The sequence below is a fragment of the Micromonospora sp. NPDC048947 genome (assembly GCF_040649495.1).
Taxonomy (GTDB): Bacteria; Actinomycetota; Actinomycetes; order Mycobacteriales; family Micromonosporaceae; genus Micromonospora; species Micromonospora alfalfae.
This window is the reverse complement of record NZ_JBEZFO010000010.1, coordinates 112630-128496: the sequence shown is the minus strand read 5'-3', so window position 1 is coordinate 128496 and position 15867 is coordinate 112630. Positions and strand designations below refer to the sequence as shown.

13 protein-coding genes and 1 pseudogene are annotated in these 15867 nt (G+C 73.2%); 10 read left to right on the top strand and 4 right to left on the bottom strand.

Annotated features, from left to right (window positions below; translation table 11 throughout):
* Positions 1-40: 40 nt before the first annotated feature.
* On the bottom strand, positions 41-1447 hold the full coding sequence (locus tag AB0B98_RS16705; protein ID WP_357363510.1) for a lysine 2,3-aminomutase: 1407 nt from the start codon (positions 1445-1447) through the stop codon (positions 41-43).
* 153 nt (positions 1448-1600) lie between these two features.
* Between AB0B98_RS16705 and AB0B98_RS16700 the strand changes: the two genes are divergently transcribed.
* The 9 genes and pseudogenes from AB0B98_RS16700 (at position 1601) to AB0B98_RS16660 (ending at position 11924) form a co-directional block, all read left to right on the top strand.
* Positions 1601-2650, top strand: a complete 1050-nt coding sequence (locus AB0B98_RS16700) for a zinc-binding alcohol dehydrogenase (protein WP_357363660.1) — start codon at positions 1601-1603, stop codon at positions 2648-2650.
* 4 nt (positions 2651-2654) lie between these two features.
* The gene (locus AB0B98_RS16695) at positions 2655-4220 is read left to right on the top strand and encodes an amidohydrolase (protein WP_357363508.1); all 1566 of its coding nucleotides are present in this window, start codon (positions 2655-2657) and stop codon (positions 4218-4220) included.
* A complete protein-coding gene (locus AB0B98_RS16690) occupies positions 4217-5776 on the top strand; it encodes a lysine 5,6-aminomutase subunit alpha (RefSeq protein ID WP_357363506.1) in 1560 nt (519 codons plus the stop codon). Before AB0B98_RS16695 ends, AB0B98_RS16690 begins: the two co-directional genes overlap by 4 nt.
* On the top strand, positions 5773-6528 hold the full coding sequence (locus AB0B98_RS16685) for an OAM dimerization domain-containing protein (protein ID WP_308193543.1): 756 nt from the start codon (positions 5773-5775) through the stop codon (positions 6526-6528). The genes AB0B98_RS16690 and AB0B98_RS16685 overlap by 4 nt, the downstream gene beginning before the upstream one ends.
* The gene (locus AB0B98_RS16680) at positions 6525-6932 is read left to right on the top strand and encodes a hotdog domain-containing protein (protein ID WP_357363504.1); all 408 of its coding nucleotides are present in this window, start codon (positions 6525-6527) and stop codon (positions 6930-6932) included. The genes AB0B98_RS16685 and AB0B98_RS16680 overlap by 4 nt, the downstream gene beginning before the upstream one ends.
* Before the next feature lie 40 nt (positions 6933-6972).
* Positions 6973-8310 carry a glutamate mutase L gene (locus AB0B98_RS16675; RefSeq protein WP_357363502.1) on the top strand — a complete coding sequence of 446 codons (1338 nt, stop codon included), beginning with the start codon at positions 6973-6975 and terminating at the stop codon, positions 8308-8310.
* 488 nt (positions 8311-8798) lie between these two features.
* A pseudogene (gene lnt / locus AB0B98_RS16670) lies at positions 8799-10490 on the top strand (apolipoprotein N-acyltransferase); the annotation flags it as partial.
* 37 nt (positions 10491-10527) lie between these two features.
* On the top strand, positions 10528-11337 hold the full coding sequence (locus AB0B98_RS16665) for a polyprenol monophosphomannose synthase (RefSeq protein WP_238670720.1): 810 nt from the start codon (positions 10528-10530) through the stop codon (positions 11335-11337).
* A 68-nt stretch (positions 11338-11405) separates the two neighbouring features.
* On the top strand, positions 11406-11924 hold the full coding sequence (locus AB0B98_RS16660) for an FxsA family protein (protein WP_357363499.1): 519 nt from the start codon (positions 11406-11408) through the stop codon (positions 11922-11924).
* 72 nt (positions 11925-11996) lie between these two features.
* On the opposite strand, the gene AB0B98_RS16655 is transcribed toward AB0B98_RS16660, so the two are convergent.
* From AB0B98_RS16655 to AB0B98_RS16645, 3 genes are all read right to left on the bottom strand, one after another.
* Positions 11997-12338 carry an RNA polymerase-binding protein RbpA gene (locus AB0B98_RS16655; RefSeq protein WP_091398247.1) on the bottom strand — a complete coding sequence of 114 codons (342 nt, stop codon included), beginning with the start codon at positions 12336-12338 and terminating at the stop codon, positions 11997-11999.
* A 229-nt stretch (positions 12339-12567) separates the two neighbouring features.
* On the bottom strand, positions 12568-13722 hold the full coding sequence (locus tag AB0B98_RS16650; RefSeq protein ID WP_357363497.1) for a hypothetical protein: 1155 nt from the start codon (positions 13720-13722) through the stop codon (positions 12568-12570).
* A 26-nt stretch (positions 13723-13748) separates the two neighbouring features.
* Entirely contained in the window at positions 13749-15107 is a 1359-nt protein-coding gene (locus tag AB0B98_RS16645) for an MFS transporter (RefSeq protein WP_357363495.1), read from the bottom strand.
* A 57-nt stretch (positions 15108-15164) separates the two neighbouring features.
* Here AB0B98_RS16645 and AB0B98_RS16640 point away from each other — a divergent pair, with 57 nt between their 5' ends.
* Positions 15165-15812, top strand: coding sequence for a TetR/AcrR family transcriptional regulator (locus tag AB0B98_RS16640; protein WP_357363493.1), 648 nt, complete (start codon positions 15165-15167; stop codon positions 15810-15812).
* Positions 15813-15867 lie beyond the last annotated feature (55 nt).

The window sequence follows — 15867 nt, the reverse complement described above, 5'->3', positions numbered from 1 at the left end:
CCCCGGGATGGTCGTCCCCGGGGGTGCCGCCGTGGGTGGGTCAGTCGTCGCGGTGGTCGTTCCACCACTGCTGGCCGTCGGCGGGCAGGGTGTCGATCGGGTCGTAGTAGGCGTAGCGCTTGTTGAGCGCCTCCAGGTCGGCGGATTCGATGGAGGTGCGGTAGTTCTTCGTCCAGTAGGAGATGCCGCGCTCGCGGTCGTAGTCGGTGAGCATGTGCACCCAGCGCTTGCCGACGAAGGGGACGTCGCAGACGATGCGGGGGGTGGCGTAGCCGGGGAGGTAGCCCATGATGTCGTGTTGGAGTTGCTGGGCGTGCCAGACCGGGACCCGCCAGTGTTCGGCGTTGGGGATCATGTCGCACATGTAGAAGTAGTACGGCAGGATCCCGGCTTCGCCTTGGAGGGCGAAGCAGAGGTCGAGCAGTTCCGGGGTGGTGGCGTTGACGCCGCGCATGAGGACGCCCTGGTTGCGGACGTCGCGGACGCCGACGTCGAGGGCGGTCTGGGTGGCTTTGGCGACCAGTGGGGTGAGCGACTGGGCGTGGTTGACGTGGGTGTGGATGGCGAGGTTGACGCCGCGGCGGGCGGCGGTGCGGGCGACGCGTTCCAGGCCTTCGACGACGTCGGGTTGCAGCCAGTGCTGGGGGAGGCCCATGAGGGCCTTGGTGGCGAGCCGGATGTCGCGGACCGTCTCCAGTTCCAGCAGGCGCATGAGGTACGACTCGAGGTTGCGCCAGGGGACGTTTGCCACGTCGCCGCCGGAGACGACAACGTCGCGGACGCCGGGGTGGGCCTTGAGGTAGGCGATGTGGGCGTCGTAGCGGTCGACGGGCTTGAGGGTGAGTTTGAGTTTGTCGACGGCGGGGGTGGAGTTGCCGACGAGGTCCATCCGGGTGCAGTGCCCGCAGTACTGGGGGCAGGTGGAGAGCAGTTCGGCGAGGACCTTGGTGGGGTAGCGGTGGGTGAGCCCTTCGGCGACCCACATGTCGTGCTCGTGGAGGCTGTCGCGGCTGGCGTAGGGGTGTGATGGCCAGTCGGTGCGTCGGTCGGAGGCGACCGGGATCATGTAGCGGCGGATGGGGTCGGCGAGCAGCGCCTCGGTGGTGAGGGTCGCGAACGGCACCATCGTGTTGATCATTTGTGGTGGCACCAGCATGGACATGGTGGCCAGGGCCGACTGGTCGGCTTCGAGGTCGGCGTAGAAGGTTTCGTCGATCAGGTCACCGAAGACGGCGCGGAGCTGCTTGATGTTCTTGACGCAGTTGACGCGCTGCCACTGGGCTGATTCCCACTGGTCGCGGGTGACGTGGCGCCAGCCGGGGAAGCGGGTCCAGTCGGGTTCGACCAGGGGGCGTCGGTGGTACTCGTAGGGCTGCCCGGCGGTCGGTACGGCGACCGGGGCGTGACGGGGTTGAGGGATGCTCTCAACCGGTTGGGTCTGGGTCACGGCCCCTCCTCGGTGTTGCGGCTGATCAGCGAAGCCCGAAGGCTACTGGAAAATATTCGGTATAGAAACTAGTCTGCCGTAAGTTTTCCCGTTACGCGAGCCTTGGTCGGGGCTTCGGGCGGCTGACAGGGGGAGGTTGGCGTGACGTCACCGGTGGGACTGCACCGCGTCGTGCAGCCGGCGGGGGTGCTGCCGCAGGCGGCCTGGCGCCTGGACACGTCGGCGGCGATCGCGCCGAACGAGGTGCGGATCCGGGTGCAGCGGCTCAACCTGGACGCGGCGAGCTTCCGGCAGTTGTCGGAGAAGCACGGCGGGGACGGTGACGCGGTCCGTGCCGAGGTGCTGGAGATCATCGCGACCCGGGGGAAGATGCAGAACCCGGTGACCGGGTCGGGCGGGATGTTGATCGGCACTGTCGAGGAGGCCGGTCGGCGGTCCCCGCTGGGGCTCAGGGCGGGGGAGCGGGTCGCCACCCTGGTGTCGTTGACGTTGACGCCCCTGGTGATCACCGACGGGTTGGCCCGCTGGGACGGGCGCAGCGAGCAGGTACCCTGTGACGGGTGGGCCATCCTGTTCGCGCGCTCCATCGCTGCGGTGCTGCCCGACGACGAGGATCCGCAGTTGTCCCTCGCGGTGCTGGACGTGTGCGGGGCGCCCGCGCTGACCGCCCGGGTGGTGTCGCGCTACGTCGAGGAGCGTCGGCGTAGCGGTGATCCGACGCCGGTGCGGGTCGCGGTGATCGGTGGGGCCGGTAAGAGCGGGTCGTTGTCTCTGGCTGCGGCGCGACGGGCGGGCGCCGCGCGTACCGTCGGGGTGGTGCCGGTGGCGGCGGAGCGTGACGCGCTGACGGCCGCCGGTCTGGCGTCGGTGGTGGCGTTGGCCGATGCGCGCGACCCGGTGGGGTTGTCCACGGCGGTGACCACCGCGCTGGGGGTGCCGGCGGACGTGACGGTGGTCTGCGTGGACGTGCCGGGCTGTGAGCACGGGGCGGTGCTGGCCACCGCGGACGGCGGCACGGTGATTTTCTTCTCGATGGCGACGAGCTTCTCCGCCGCGGCGTTGGGCGCGGAGGGGTTGGCCGCGGACGTGACGATGCTGGTGGGCAACGGGTACGTGCCGGGGCACGCGGAGTTGGCGCTGGGGCTGCTGCGCGCCGAGCCGGGGGTGCGTCAGCTGTTCGCGGCGCGGGTCGCGGCAGACTGAGGTCATGACGAACCCCTCGACGTTGTATCGCGGCGGCGTGCTGCACTGCCCCGCCGAGCCGAGCGCTACCGCGCTGCTGGTGTCCGGTGGGCGGATTGCCTGGTTGGGGACCGACGGTGACGCGCCGCCGGCCGACCGGGTGGTTGACCTGGGTGGGACGTTGGTGACGCCGGCGTTCGTCGACGCGCACGTGCACACCACCGACACCGGGTTGGCGTTGTCCGGGTTGGCGTTGTCCGGTGTGCGTTCGGCGGGGCAGTTGCTCGACGCGGTGGCGGGGTTCGCGGCGGCTCTGCCGGCGGACGCGGTGGTGCTCGGGCACGGCTGGGACGAGTCGGGTTGGTCGGATCCGACGTTGCCGGACGCCGCGGCGCTGGACCGGGCCGCCGGTGGTCGGCGGGTGTACCTGTCGCAGGCGTCGATCCACTCGGCGTTGGTGTCGTCGGCGTTGCTGGCGGCGTGCCCGCAGGCGGCGCAGGCGGCCGGGTACGACGCGTCGGGCTGGTTGCGGCGCGACGCGCACCACGTGGTGCGGGCGGCCGCGCAGGCGTCGGTGAGTCGGGCGCAGCGGGTCGCGGCGCAGCGGGTGGCTCTGGGCCACGCGGCGTCGTTGGGGATCGCGGCGGTGCACGAGTGTGGTGGCCCGGAGATCTCCGACGAGGAGGACTTCACCGGTCTGCTGGGCATCTCCGGCGCGGGGTTGCCGGAGGTGTACGGGTACTGGGGTGAGTTGGGTGGCGCGGCGCGGGCCCGGGAGTTGGGCGCGGTCGGCGCCGGTGGGGATCTGTTCGCCGACGGGGCGTTGGGTTCGCGCACGGCGCACGTGTCGCAGCCGTACGGCGACGGTGACGGCTGTGGGCACGGGTACCTGTCGGTCGAGCAGGTGCGTGATCACCTGTTGGACTGCGCGGCGCACGGCATGCAGGGCGGGTTCCACGCCATCGGTGACGCGGCGATCGGCACCGTCCTGGACGGGTTCGCGGCGGCGGCGCGGACGCTGGGGGTGGAGCGGCTGCGTGCGGCCCGGCACCGCATCGAACATGCGGAGATCATGAGCAAGGCGTTGATCGCGCGGTTCGTGGAGTACGGGGTGGTGGCGAGCATGCAGCCGGCGTTCGACAGGTTGTGGGGTGGCGCGGGCCGGATGTACGAGACGCGGTTGGGGTTGGACCGGTCGTTGGAGTCGAACCCGATGGGTGCGATGCACTCGGTGGGGGTGGCGTTGGCGTTCGGGTCGGATTCGCCGGTGACGCCGCTGGACCCGTGGGGGTCGGTGCGGGCGGCGGTGGCGCACCACAACCCGGCGCAGCGGATGGGTGTGCGTTCGGCGTTCGCGGCGCACACCCGGGGCGGGTGGCGGGCGGTGCACCTGGACGTCGAGGGGGTCCTCGCGTTGGGTGCGCCGGCGACGTTCGCTGTGTGGTCGACGCCGGCGGGGGTGGAGCGGGGTCTGCCGGTGTTGCAGGCCGAGGACCCGGAGGCGCGGGGTGCGGACGACCCGACGCCGCTGCCGGTGTGTCGGCGCCTGGTGCTGCGCGGTGAGGTCATCTATGAGGAAGGGTCATCATGACCGGGAAGCTTGATCTTGATCCGGTGCTGGTGGCGCGGGCGCGGGAGTTGGCGCGTCGGGCCGGGCAGCCGGTGGTGGACCTGGCGCGCAGCCACACCACGGTGTCGGTGGAGCGGGCGGTCCTGCGGTTGGCCGGGGTGACCGGCGCCGACCCGGACGGTATTCCGTGGGTGAACCGGCTCGTCGACGCGGTCGCCGCGGACGTGGGGTTGGGTCACGGGGTGGCGGTGCCGGTGTTCGACGCGCTGGTCCGTGAGGGCAGCACCGACGTGACGTTGCTGGCGCAGAAGGCCGCGGCCGGGTCGGTGCGGTTCACCCAGCCCACCGGGCGGGCCGCGACGGCGGCCCGGTCGGCGGCGCGCAGGGCCGTCGGCGCGGGTATCCGGCGCATCGACCGGCGGCGCGCCGAGCGGGACCGGCTCATCAAGCGCCACGGTGACCCGAAGCAGCGGCCGTGGATCTACCTGATCGTCGCCACCGGCGACATCTATGAGGACATTCCGCAGGCGCAGGCGGCGGCGCGCGCCGGCGCGGACGTGATCGCGGTGATCCGTTCCACCGGGCAGTCGCTGCTGGACTACGTGCCCGAGGGCGCGACCCGGGAGGGCTTCGCCGGCACGTACGCCACGCAGGAGAACTTCCGGCTGATGCGCGCGGCGTTGGACGAGTCGTCGAAGGAGGTGGGCCGCTACGTGCGGTTGACCAACTACGCCTCCGGGCTGTGCATGCCGGAGATGGCGACCCTGGCCGGGCTGGAACGCCTCGACATGATGTTGAACGACTCGATGTACGGGATTCTGTTCCGCGACATCAACCCGGTGCGCACGTTCGTCGACCAGCGGTTCTCCCGGCAGGTGCACGCCCGCGCCGGGATCATCATCAACACCGGTGAGGACAACTACCTGACCACCGCCGACGCTGTCGACGAGGCGCACACGGTGACGGTGTCGCAGCTGCTCAACGAGTTCTTCGCGCACGAGGCGGGGTTGGCGGACTGGCAGTTGGGGTTGGGGCACGCGTTCGAGATCAACCCGGAGGTGCCGGAGTCGTTCCGGTTGGAGTTGGCGCACGCGTTGCTGGCCCGGGAGTTGTTCCCCGACGCGCCGTTGAAGTGGATGCCGCCGACGAAGCACATGACCGGTGACGTGTTCCGGGGCAACCTGCTCGACGGGTTCTTCAACCTGGCCGGCGCGCTGACCGGTCAGGGCATCCTGCTGGTGGGGATGATGACCGAGGCGGTGGTGACGCCGTGGTTGTCCGACCGGGACATCGCCCTGCAGAACGTGCGTTACGTCCTCGGCGCGGCCGGTGGGCTGCACGAGGACTTCGTGCCGGTGCCGGGCGGGTTCATCCGCCGCCGCGCCAACCAGGTCCTCGGTGAGGCACTGGACCTGCTGGAACGCATCGGGGAGCAGACGCTGCTCACGGCGATCGCCGAGGGCACCTTCGGGATCATGAAGCGGCCCGCGGACCGGGGCAAGGGCCTCGACGGGGTCGCCGCGCACGAGGCCGACTACTGCAACCCGGCCACCGACATCCTGGAGGCAGCCGCGTGAGCGGGGAGAAGCAGATCGTGCGCCCGTACGGGGACACCACCGGTGACGGCATGGTGCAGGTGTCGTTCACCCTGCCGGTGACCCACGACAAGCGCGCCGAGGGCGCTGCGGTGCAGTTGGCCAACAAGATGGGCATCGACCCGGCGATGGTGGTGCACGCCAAGCCGATGGGCGACGGGTTCACGTTCTTCGTCGTCTACGGGCGGGTCAACCACCTGGTCGACCTCAACGCCGTGCAGGTGGTGGAACGGGACTTCGCGTTGCTGTCGGCGAAGGACGTCAACACGGTGATCAAGCAGCGGTTGCGGCGCAAGCTGTCAGTGGTCGGGGCGTGCATCGGCACCGACGCGCACACGGTGGGCATCGACGCGATCCTCAACGTCAAGGGCATCGCGGGGGAGAAGGGCCTGGAGTACTACCGGGAGTTGAAGGTCACCAACATGGGCGCGCAGGTCAGCGTGCCGGAGTTGGTGGAGACCGCCCGGGCGGAGAAGGCCGACGCGGTGCTCGTGTCGCAGGTGGTCACCCAGCGCGACGCGCACCTGCACAACACCCGGGAGATGTCGGCCGCGTTCCGGGAGGCGATGCCGGCGGGGCGGCGACCGCTGCTGATCGTCGGTGGCCCCCGGTTCGACGAGTCGATGACCGACGAGTTGGGCGTGGACCGGATCTTCGGTCGGGGCACCACGCCCGGCGAGGTGGCCAGCTACCTCGTGCACGCCCTGATCACGCAACGGAAGGCGATGGCATGACCGACGAACGGCTCGGGTTGACGGTGACGCACCGGCGGTATGTGCCGTACTCGCACGCCCACTACGCCGGCAACCTCGTCGACGGGGCGTACGCGCTGGGGTTGTTCGGTGACGTCGCCACGGAGGTGTGCATCCGCACCGACGGCGACGAGGGACTGTTCGCCGGGTACACCGACGTGCGGTTCCACGCGCCCATCCACGCCGGGGACGTGGTCGAGGTCACCGCCCAGGTGTCGCGGGTGGGCACCCGCAGCCGCACCCTGGAGTTGAGCTGCGCGGTGGTGTGCCGGGGCCGCCCGGACCGCTCCGCGTCCGCCGCGGAGGTCCTGGACCCGCCGATCGTGGCGGTCACCGCGACCGGCACCGTGGTCGTCCCCGCCGCCAGCGTGAGTCGCGAGGAGTGAGCCGGGGTTGCGAGCCCCGCAGTCGCGAACAGGGAAACTCGTGACCCTGGCGGTCTGCGCCGACGTCGGCTCCACGTACACGAAGGTGGCGGTGGTGGACCTGGCCGGCGGTGTCCTGGCCGGCGCGGCGTCGGCGCCCACCACAGTGGGCACCGACGTGCTGCACGGCCTCGACGCCGCCGTCGCGGCGGCCACCGCCGGGCTCGGCGTGCGCGACGTGCCCTGGTACGTGTGCTCGTCGGCCGGTGGTGGGCTGCGGCTGGCCGTGATTGGCTACGAGCCGCTGGTCACCGCGCAGGCCGGCCGGCGGGTCGGGTTGTCCGCCGGCGCGCACGTGGTGCACGTCGCGGCCGGCCGGCTGGGCGCCGCCGATTTGACGGCGTTGCGGGCGGCCCGCCCGGACGTGGTGCTGCTCGTGGGCGGCACCGACGGCGGCGACGCCGACACGGTCACCCACAACGCCACCCGCCTGGCCCGGGCCCGGTGGCGCCGGCCCGTGGTGTACGCGGGCAACGCCGACGTGCGCGAGCAGGTGACCGGGCTGCTGCGCGACGCCGGGGTGCCGGTCACCGACGCCGACAACGTCCTGCCGCGCATCGGGGTGCTCGCCCCGGCGTCGGCGCGGGCGGCGATCCGGGCGGTGTTCCTGCGCCACGTCATCGGTGGTAAACGACTGTCGAGGGGGGCCCGGTTCGCGCGGTTGGTGCGGGCGGCCACCCCCGACGCGGTGCTCACCGGTGTGGAGGTGCTCGCCGACACCCTCGGCGGGGACCTGGCAGTGGTCGACGTGGGTGGGGCCACCACCGACGTGTACTCGGTGCTCACGCCCGACGAGCGGGCCACCGGGCCGGGCCGGGAGGTCGCCGGCAGCCTGTGGCGGGCCCGCACCGTGGAGGGCGACCTGGGCATGCGGTGGAGCGCCCCCGGGGTGGTGCGGGCCGCGGTGGAGGAGCGGCTGCTCGCCGCCGGTGAGGCCGACGACCTGGGTGCCGCTGCGGCGCGCCGGGCGACCGACCCGGCGTTCCTGGCCGTCGACGACGTCGAGCGGGCCGTGGACCGGCGCATCGCCACCCTCGCCGCGACTGTGGCGCTGCGCCGGCACGCCCGGGGCGCCGCCACCGGTGAGCGGGCCGGGCGGGACCTGCGCGACGTGCGGATGCTGGTGGGCTCCGGTGGGGTGCTGCGGCACTCGACGGCGGACGTGTCCGGGCAGGTGCTGACGGCGGTCCTGGCCGACCACGCCGGTGGGTGGGCGTTGCCGCGCGCCGCCGCGGCGGTGGTCGACGCCGACTACGTGTTGGCCGCCGGAGGGCTGCTCGCCGAGGAGCACAGGGCGGCCGCGCAGGCGCTGCTGCGTCAGCATCTGCGTACGCATTGAGACTCGCCGACCCGACACGCCGTGTCGCAACACACGACAGGCCGGCTGCGGGTTGACAACCGACGGGGGTCGGCACGTACCGTCTTTGAGTCCTACCACGGGAAGCGGCTGTTGTTCGCTTCGTCCCTTCGTCCGCTGGCCGAGCGACATGTTTGAGCGTCATCGTCGCGGCGGCCAGGTCCAGCGGGCGGGGGTCGGCGGGGCGGCGCGAACCGGCCGCGGTTACCGGTGTACGGGCAGGGTGAGGTGCACGGCCAGTAGACAACGGCCCGGCGGGGGCAGCCAGTCCACGTCCGGTCGGTCCGAAGGTCGTCGTGCCCCATCCTCGCCACACCGGCCGGGAAGGGCCTGGGAGCATCGGGGCGCGGCGCGAGCCGCGCCCCGATTTCATGTCTGCCGGGCGGTTCGTGCCCGACGGCCCGACGCGGCCGGTGCACCCGCCAGCCAGGTAACCTTCGCCCCGTGATCGAGGTGAAGCGGTGACGACCCTGGACCGGGACGAGACGCACGCCCCGGCGGCGCTACCCCGGCCGGTCGTTCCCGGTCGACCGCTGCCGCTGCGGGTCGCCGTGCCCCTGGCCGTGGCCGCCGGGCTGGCCCTGCTGGTGGCGTTCCCCCCGTACGGGGTGTGGCCGCTCGCGCCGGTCGGGGTGGCGTTGCTGGCCACCGCCGCGCACCGGCGCCGGTTGCGCGCCGGCGCCGGCCTGGGTTTCCTGACCGGGGTGGCGTTCTTCGCCCCGCTGCTGGCCTGGACGAACCTGCACACCGGCTATCTGCCGTGGGTGCTGCTGTCGCTGCTGCAGGCCGGTTACCTGGCGTTGCTGGGCGCTGCCACCGCCTGGGTGTCGCCGCTGGTCGACCGCGCCCGTTGGACGTGGCCGGCGCTGACCGGGTTGCTCTGGGTCGGGCAGGAGGCGCTGCGCGACCGCACCCCGTTCGGCGGGTTCCCGTGGGGCCGGTTGGCGTTCAGCCAGGACAGCTCACCGCTGCTGCGACTGGCCGCGCTGGGCGGCGCCCCGTTGGTCACCTTCGTCGTGGCCCTCATCGGCGGGTTGCTGGTCACCGCCGCCTGGCGGGGCTGGGTCACCGCCCAGCGCCACGCACCCGAGCCCCCCACCGCGCCGGGCGACGCCGCGCCGGGCGCTGACGGCCCGCTGGACGGCCCGGCACGCGCGGGGGGTGTTGGGGCGCGGCGGTGGACGCCGGTGGTCGTACCGGCCGTCGTGGCGGTCGCGCTGACCGTCGGGGGTCTGCTGGTGCCGGTCGCCACCGCCGGGTCCGGCGACACCGTCACCGTGGCGATCGTGCAGGGCAACGTGCCGCGGCTGGGCCTGGACTTCAACGCCCAACGGCAGGCGGTGCTCAACAACCACGTCGACGCCACCATCGAACTGGCCGGTCGGGTCGCCGCCGGGCAGCAGCGGCGACCCGACCTGGTGGTGTGGCCGGAGAACTCCAGCGACATCGACCCGCTGCGCAACCCCACCGCCGGTGCGCGTATCTCCCAGGCCGCCGACACCATCGGCGCGCCGATCCTGGTCGGCGCGGTGCTGCTGGGCCCCGACGCCGGGCAGGTCCGCAACGCGGGCATCCTGTGGCACCCCGGCACCGGCGCGGACCTCGACCAGCTGTACACGAAACGCCACCCGGTGCCGTTCGCCGAGTACGTGCCGCTGCGCGACGTGGCCCGGCTGGTCAGCAAGAAGGTCGACCTGATCCGTAACGACTTCGTGCCGGGAAGCACCCCGGGCGTGGTACGCGCCGGCACCACCGTGCTCGGTGACGTGATCTGCTTCGAGGTCGCCTACGACGAGGTGGTCCGCGACACCGTCACCGGCGGCGCGCAACTGCTGGTGGTGCAGACCAACAACGCCACCTTCGACGTGGCGGAGGCCCGCCAGCAGATGGCCATGGTGCGGTTGCGGGCGGTGGAGCACGGACGGCCGGCGTTGATGGCCTCCACGGTCGGAGTGTCCGGGTTCGTCGCACCCGACGGGCGGGTAAGCGATGCCACCGGGTTCAACACCCGGGAGGTCGTGGTGCGGCAGTTGCGGCTCGACGACGGACGCACCCTCGCCACCCGCCTCGGCTGGTGGCCGGAGGTGGCGCTCGCCGCGCTCGCCGCGGCGGCCCTGGTCGGCGCGGCGGTGCTGCGCCGGCGGCAGTGGGTCAGGCCCGGATAGCAACAGCCGGTACGCCGGCGGGAGCGGAGGAACCGTGATCCAGGCGACCGATACGATCCGACGCGCGGACGAGGTGCCCGGGGTGGGCCGGGTGCTGGTGGTGATCCCCACCTACAACGAGGCCGACAACATCGCCGTGATCGTGGGCCGGGTCCGGCGGGCCGCCCCGGCGGTGCAGATCCTCATCGCCGACGACAACAGCCCCGACGGCACCGGGGCGATCGCCGACGCCCTCGCCGACGGCGACGCGCACGTGCAGGTGCTGCACCGTCAGGGCAAGCAGGGCCTCGGCGCGGCGTACCTGGCCGGGTTCGGGTGGGCGCGCGAGCGTGGCTACCAGGCGGTCGTGGAGATGGACGCGGACGGCTCCCACGCCCCGGAGGACCTGCCGGCGCTGCTGGACGCCGCCCGCGACGCCGACGTGGTGATCGGCTCCCGGTGGACCAGTGGCGCCCGGGTGCTCAACTGGCCGCTGCGGCGGCTGTTGCTGTCGCGCGGCGGCAACCTGTACGCGCGCCTGGCGTTGGGCATGCCCGTCTCGGACGCCACCGGCGGTTACCGGGTGTACCGGATCAGCGCGTTGGACGCCATCGACCTGGAGTCGGTGACCTCCCAGGGCTACTCGTTCCAGGTGGAGTTGTCGCGGCTGGCGCACCGGGCCGGGGTGCGGATCGTGGAGGTGCCGATCACCTTCGCCGAGCGGGAACGCGGCGACAGCAAGATGAGCCCGAAGATCGTGGCCGAGGCGCTGTGGCGGATCACCGCCTGGGGGGTGCGCGACCGCCGCCAGGCGGTACGCCGGGGCCTGCACGGCACCGCCACCGGCCAGGCACGGTGGCCGTGAGCGCGGCCGTGTCATGCTGGATGAGCGGAACACGTCCGTGGTGTCCGCAGGAATGGCGATGAGGTGAGATGCGCCGAGGACTGAGGTTCGTACCGTTGGCCCTGTTGCTGGCGGTGGTGCTGGAGCTGGCGGTGTTCGTCGGCGTGGGACGGGCGCTGGGGTTCGGCGCGGCGGTGTTGCTGGTGTTCGCCGCGTCACTGCTGGGGTTGGTGCTGCTGCGCCGCGAGGGGATGCGCGCCTGGCGTGGTTTCCGTGCCGCGGCGGCGGCCGGGCAACCCCCGGGTGGTCAGGTGACCGACGGGCTCGTCGGGCTGGCCGGCGCGCTGTTGCTGGCGGTGCCCGGCCTGGTCAGCGGGTTGGTCGGGTTGCTGCTGCTGGTGCCGCCGGTGCGTCGACTGGCCCGCGCCGGGGTGCGCCGCGCCACTGAGCGGCGGGTGTCGTCGATGGTCGCCGGTGACCTGTTCGGGCCCCGCACGGTGCGGGTGCGTCAAGGTGCGCCGCAACCCGCCCCGCAGCCGGAGCAGCCGGTGGTGGTCGACGGCGGTCGGGCCATCGAGGGCGAGATCGTCGAACCCGGCCGGCACTGACACCAGGCCAGACAGACATGATGGCGCCCCCGGGGTTTTCCCCGGGGGCGCCGTCATCGTGCGTCGTGCGGCTCAGGCGCGGCCGCGGCGGGTCCGAACCTCCTGCAGGCGCTCCTCCAGGATGTCCTCCAGCTCGGCGATGGAACGCCGCTCCAGAAGCATGTCCCAGTGGGTACGCGGTGGCTTGGCCTTCTTCTGCTCCGGCTCGTTGCCGTCGACGAGTCGGGCGACGCTGCCGTCGAACTTGCATTCCCAGGTCGTCGGGACCTCGGCGTCGACGGCGAACGGCACCTCGAACTGGTGGCCCTTGGCGCAGAGGTACTCGCGGGTCTGACGCGGCGCGAGCTCCGTGTTGCGGTCGGATTCGTAGCTCACCGCGCCAAGGCGGCTTCCGCGCAGCATACGCTCGCCCATGATCGACTTCCCCTCGTTCGTGGTGCTGGTCTTCTGGGTGTAACGGTGCGTCCCCGTCGAGCCATTCCCGCCCGAGGGCGTGAGGCGTCCACGGGTGGGCCGGGACCAAGGGTAGCCGGCCGGGACGCACACCCGGTGAGGTGATCCCCAGGCGGGTCGGGACAACGGTGTGTCCGCTGCCACCGGGGAGGTTAACCGCCTGAGCCTACCGAAGGTTGCGCCACGATGATCAGGTGGCGTCGCCGGGAGTGGCGGCGCCGAGGCGTGCCAGCGCCAACGCCAGGTCACTGACCTGGTCGCCGAGCTGCGCCACCCGCCGCTGGGCCAGGTCCCGGTCGGTCTCGGCGGCGTCGAGCCGTACCGTCAGTGCGGTGCGGTGACCCTCGGCGGTCGCCGCTGCCTGCCGGGCCACCGTCAGCTCGGCGGTGAGCGTGTCGCGCTGGGCGGCCAGGGCCGCCACCTCCGCGCGCAGCCGCGCGGCCAGCTCCGCAGCCTCCTGCCGGGCGTCGTCGGCCTGCCGGGCGGCGACCTCGGCGCGGTCGCGGGCCCGGTCGGCCTGCTCGCGCGCCCGGGCGGCGTCGGCGGCCTCCGCGCGGGTCCGCGCCGCGTCGGCGCGCGACTGCTCGATCTGGCGCCGGACGTCCTGCACCTCGGCCTGCCACCGCCCGGCCCGCTCGGTCGCCTCGGCGGCGGCGCGGCTGGCCCGTTCGGCCTCGACGCGCAGCGCGTCGCGTTCCACGCCCAGGTCGGCCACCCGCTGCCGATCGGCGTCACGCTGTGTGCGCAGATCCCGCGCCTCGGCCCGGGCCTGGTCGCGGTCGCGTTCGGCCTGGGCGCGCAGCGCCTCGGCGGCGCTGGCATCGTGGCGCGCCTGGTCGCGGGCGGCCTCAGCGTGCCGCGCCCGCTCGTCGGCGGCGGTGACCTGCCGCTGCGCCAACTCGGCGCGCTGGCGGGCGTCGTCAGCCTCGGCGCGGGCCCCGCGGGCCTGCTCGCGGGCGCGCGCCGCGTCGGCCGCCGCGGTCTCGGCGTCGTCGCGGGCCTCGTCGCGTTCAGTCTGCGCCGCCGCGATCTCGGTGGCGGCCTCCGCGCGGACCTGTGCCAGCTGCCGCTGCACACCCACCGGGGACAGCTCGGCGTGCAGCGACTCGGTCAACGTCTCGACGATCTGGTCGAGTCGGTCCACCGCCTCCCAGGTGCGGGCCACCTGCCCAGGCAGACCGGGAGCGTTGCGGTGGCGCATCCGGCTGTTGCGGGAGGCGCGCTGGCAGGCGCCGTCGTTGTCGCGGCAGTAGCGAAACGGTCGACCCGCGCCGACACGCTGCGCCACCGGCGCTCCACAGTGGGCGCACGGGCGGGTCTCGGTGGTGCTGGGCTGGGCGTCCATCGAGGGCGAAGTCTAGTGCCGGCCGATCAGCTCGCCGCCCGGGCCGTCGCGTCCAGGGTGTAGCGGCGTTGCAGCAGCAGCGCCGCGAGCATCGCCACCGCCGGCAGCAACCCGAAGCCGTAGCGGACCGCCGCGAGCGCGGCGTCCGGCTGCACCGGTGACTCACCGGCGGTCGAGGCCACGAAACCACCCACTGTCAGGCACAGCGCGTACGCGTACGGGCCCAGGGCCGCGCCGGTGGCCTCGGTGGCCGTCCACACCCCGGTGTAGGTGCCGGCCCCGGTGCTGCCGGCGTTGCTGGCGGCGCGGATCACGTCGGGCAGCATCGAGAACGGCAGCAGCTGCATGCCGGCGAACGCCACCCCGAGCACCGCCACCGCGGCGACCAGCACCGGCAGGCCGGCCGGTCGGCCCACCGCCAACACCAGCGAGCCGATCGCGAACGCGCCCTGCGCGCCGAGCAACGCCCGCTGCTTGCCGACGTGGCGGGCCACCACCAGCCAGGCCGGGGTGACCAGCAGCGCCGGCGCCACGAACGCGGCCACCAACACCGTGGTCAGGCCCGGGGCGCGCAGCTCGTACTCGGCGTAGTAGGGCACCCCGGCGAGCACCAGGTGGGTGGTGGTGGACATCGCCAGGTACGCGGCGACCAGCCACCGGAACTGCCTGTCGCGCAAGGCCGTGCGCAACGCCCGCCACCCGCCGTGCCCGGAAGCGGTGCTGACCGGGGCGGACCCGCGCAGCCGGGCGATGCCGGCGACACCGACCAGCATGGCCGCCAGCATCCCCACCGCCAGGACCACGCCCATCCGCTGGTAGCCGTCCCGCGTCGCGGCGTCGCCGCCGGTGAGCAGCGGGGCCAGCAGCCCGGAGACCAGGATGCCCAGGGTCAGCACCACCATCCGGAACGCCATCAGCCGGGTGCGTTCGTGGTAGCCGATGCGCAGGTCGGCCGGTGTGGACAGGTAGGGGACCTGGTAGGCGGCGAAGAGCAGGTTGCCGGCGATGAAGAACACCGCCACCCACGCCGCGGCCGGCGCGCCGGTCAGGCCGCCGGGCACCGCGAAGAGCGCGGCGAACGCGACCGGCAGGGCGCAGCCGAGCAGCAGGAGGCGACGACGGTCGCCGCGTCGGGTCTGCTCGACGTCGGCGCGGTGCCCCACCCAGGGGTGCAGCAGCACGTCGGCGATCTTCGGCAGCAGCAGCGCCAGGCCGGCCAGCCACGGCCCGACGGCCAGCACGTCGGTGAGGAAGTAGAGCAGCAGCAGGCCGGGCACTGTCACCCAGACACCCATGCCGAGCGAGCCGGCCGCGAAGCCCGCCAGCGGGCCGCGCGGCAGCGTCGCGTCGGTGGCGGCCGCGGGCCGCCGGTCCAGCCCGGTCATCGCCGCATCCTCTCCACAATCCAACGGTTGCTGGATTCTAGGGGCAGAATGGCGGCCATGACCATGCCCCGCCGCCGCCCGGGCCGACCCCGCCGCGACGAGACCCGGCCGACCCGCGAGGTGGTGCTCACCGCGGCGACAGCGCTCTTCGCCGAGCGGGGCTTCGACGCCGTCGGGCTGCGGGAGGTCGCCGCCGCCGCCGGGGTCGACGTCGCCACTGTCGCGCACCACACGGGTACGAAGGCAGCGCTCTACGACGCGTGCTTCGCCCGGGTGTTCGCCGCCGAGCGGGACGTGCTGACCGAGGCCGCCGCGCAGGCCCGTGCCGCTCTCGACGCCGGTCCGGACGCGGCGCTCAGGGCCCTGCACGAGCTGGTCGACGTCTTCGTCGACTTCCTGGAGGACCGCCCCGAGACCACAGCGCTGTGGCTGCGCCGCTGGTTGGAACCGCAGCGGCACGCCGAGCTCGACCAGCGCTACGCCGACCCGTTGTACCTGCTGGTCGCGGAGCTGCTCACCGCCGCCGCGGCGACCGGGGCGCTGGCGGAGCCGACCCCGCACATCACCGTGCGGAGTCTGGTGTGGGCGACGCACGGGCACGTGGTGGCGCTGGCCGCCGGCGCGCCCGGCGCTCGGGAAAGGCGCGAGTTCCGGGCGTTCGTGCACCGCCTGCTCGACGGGCTGTACGGACCACCGACCCCTTGACGGGCCGCCGCCGCGCGACGATTATCCATCGGACGTTGGATTAATGGGGGCGGCA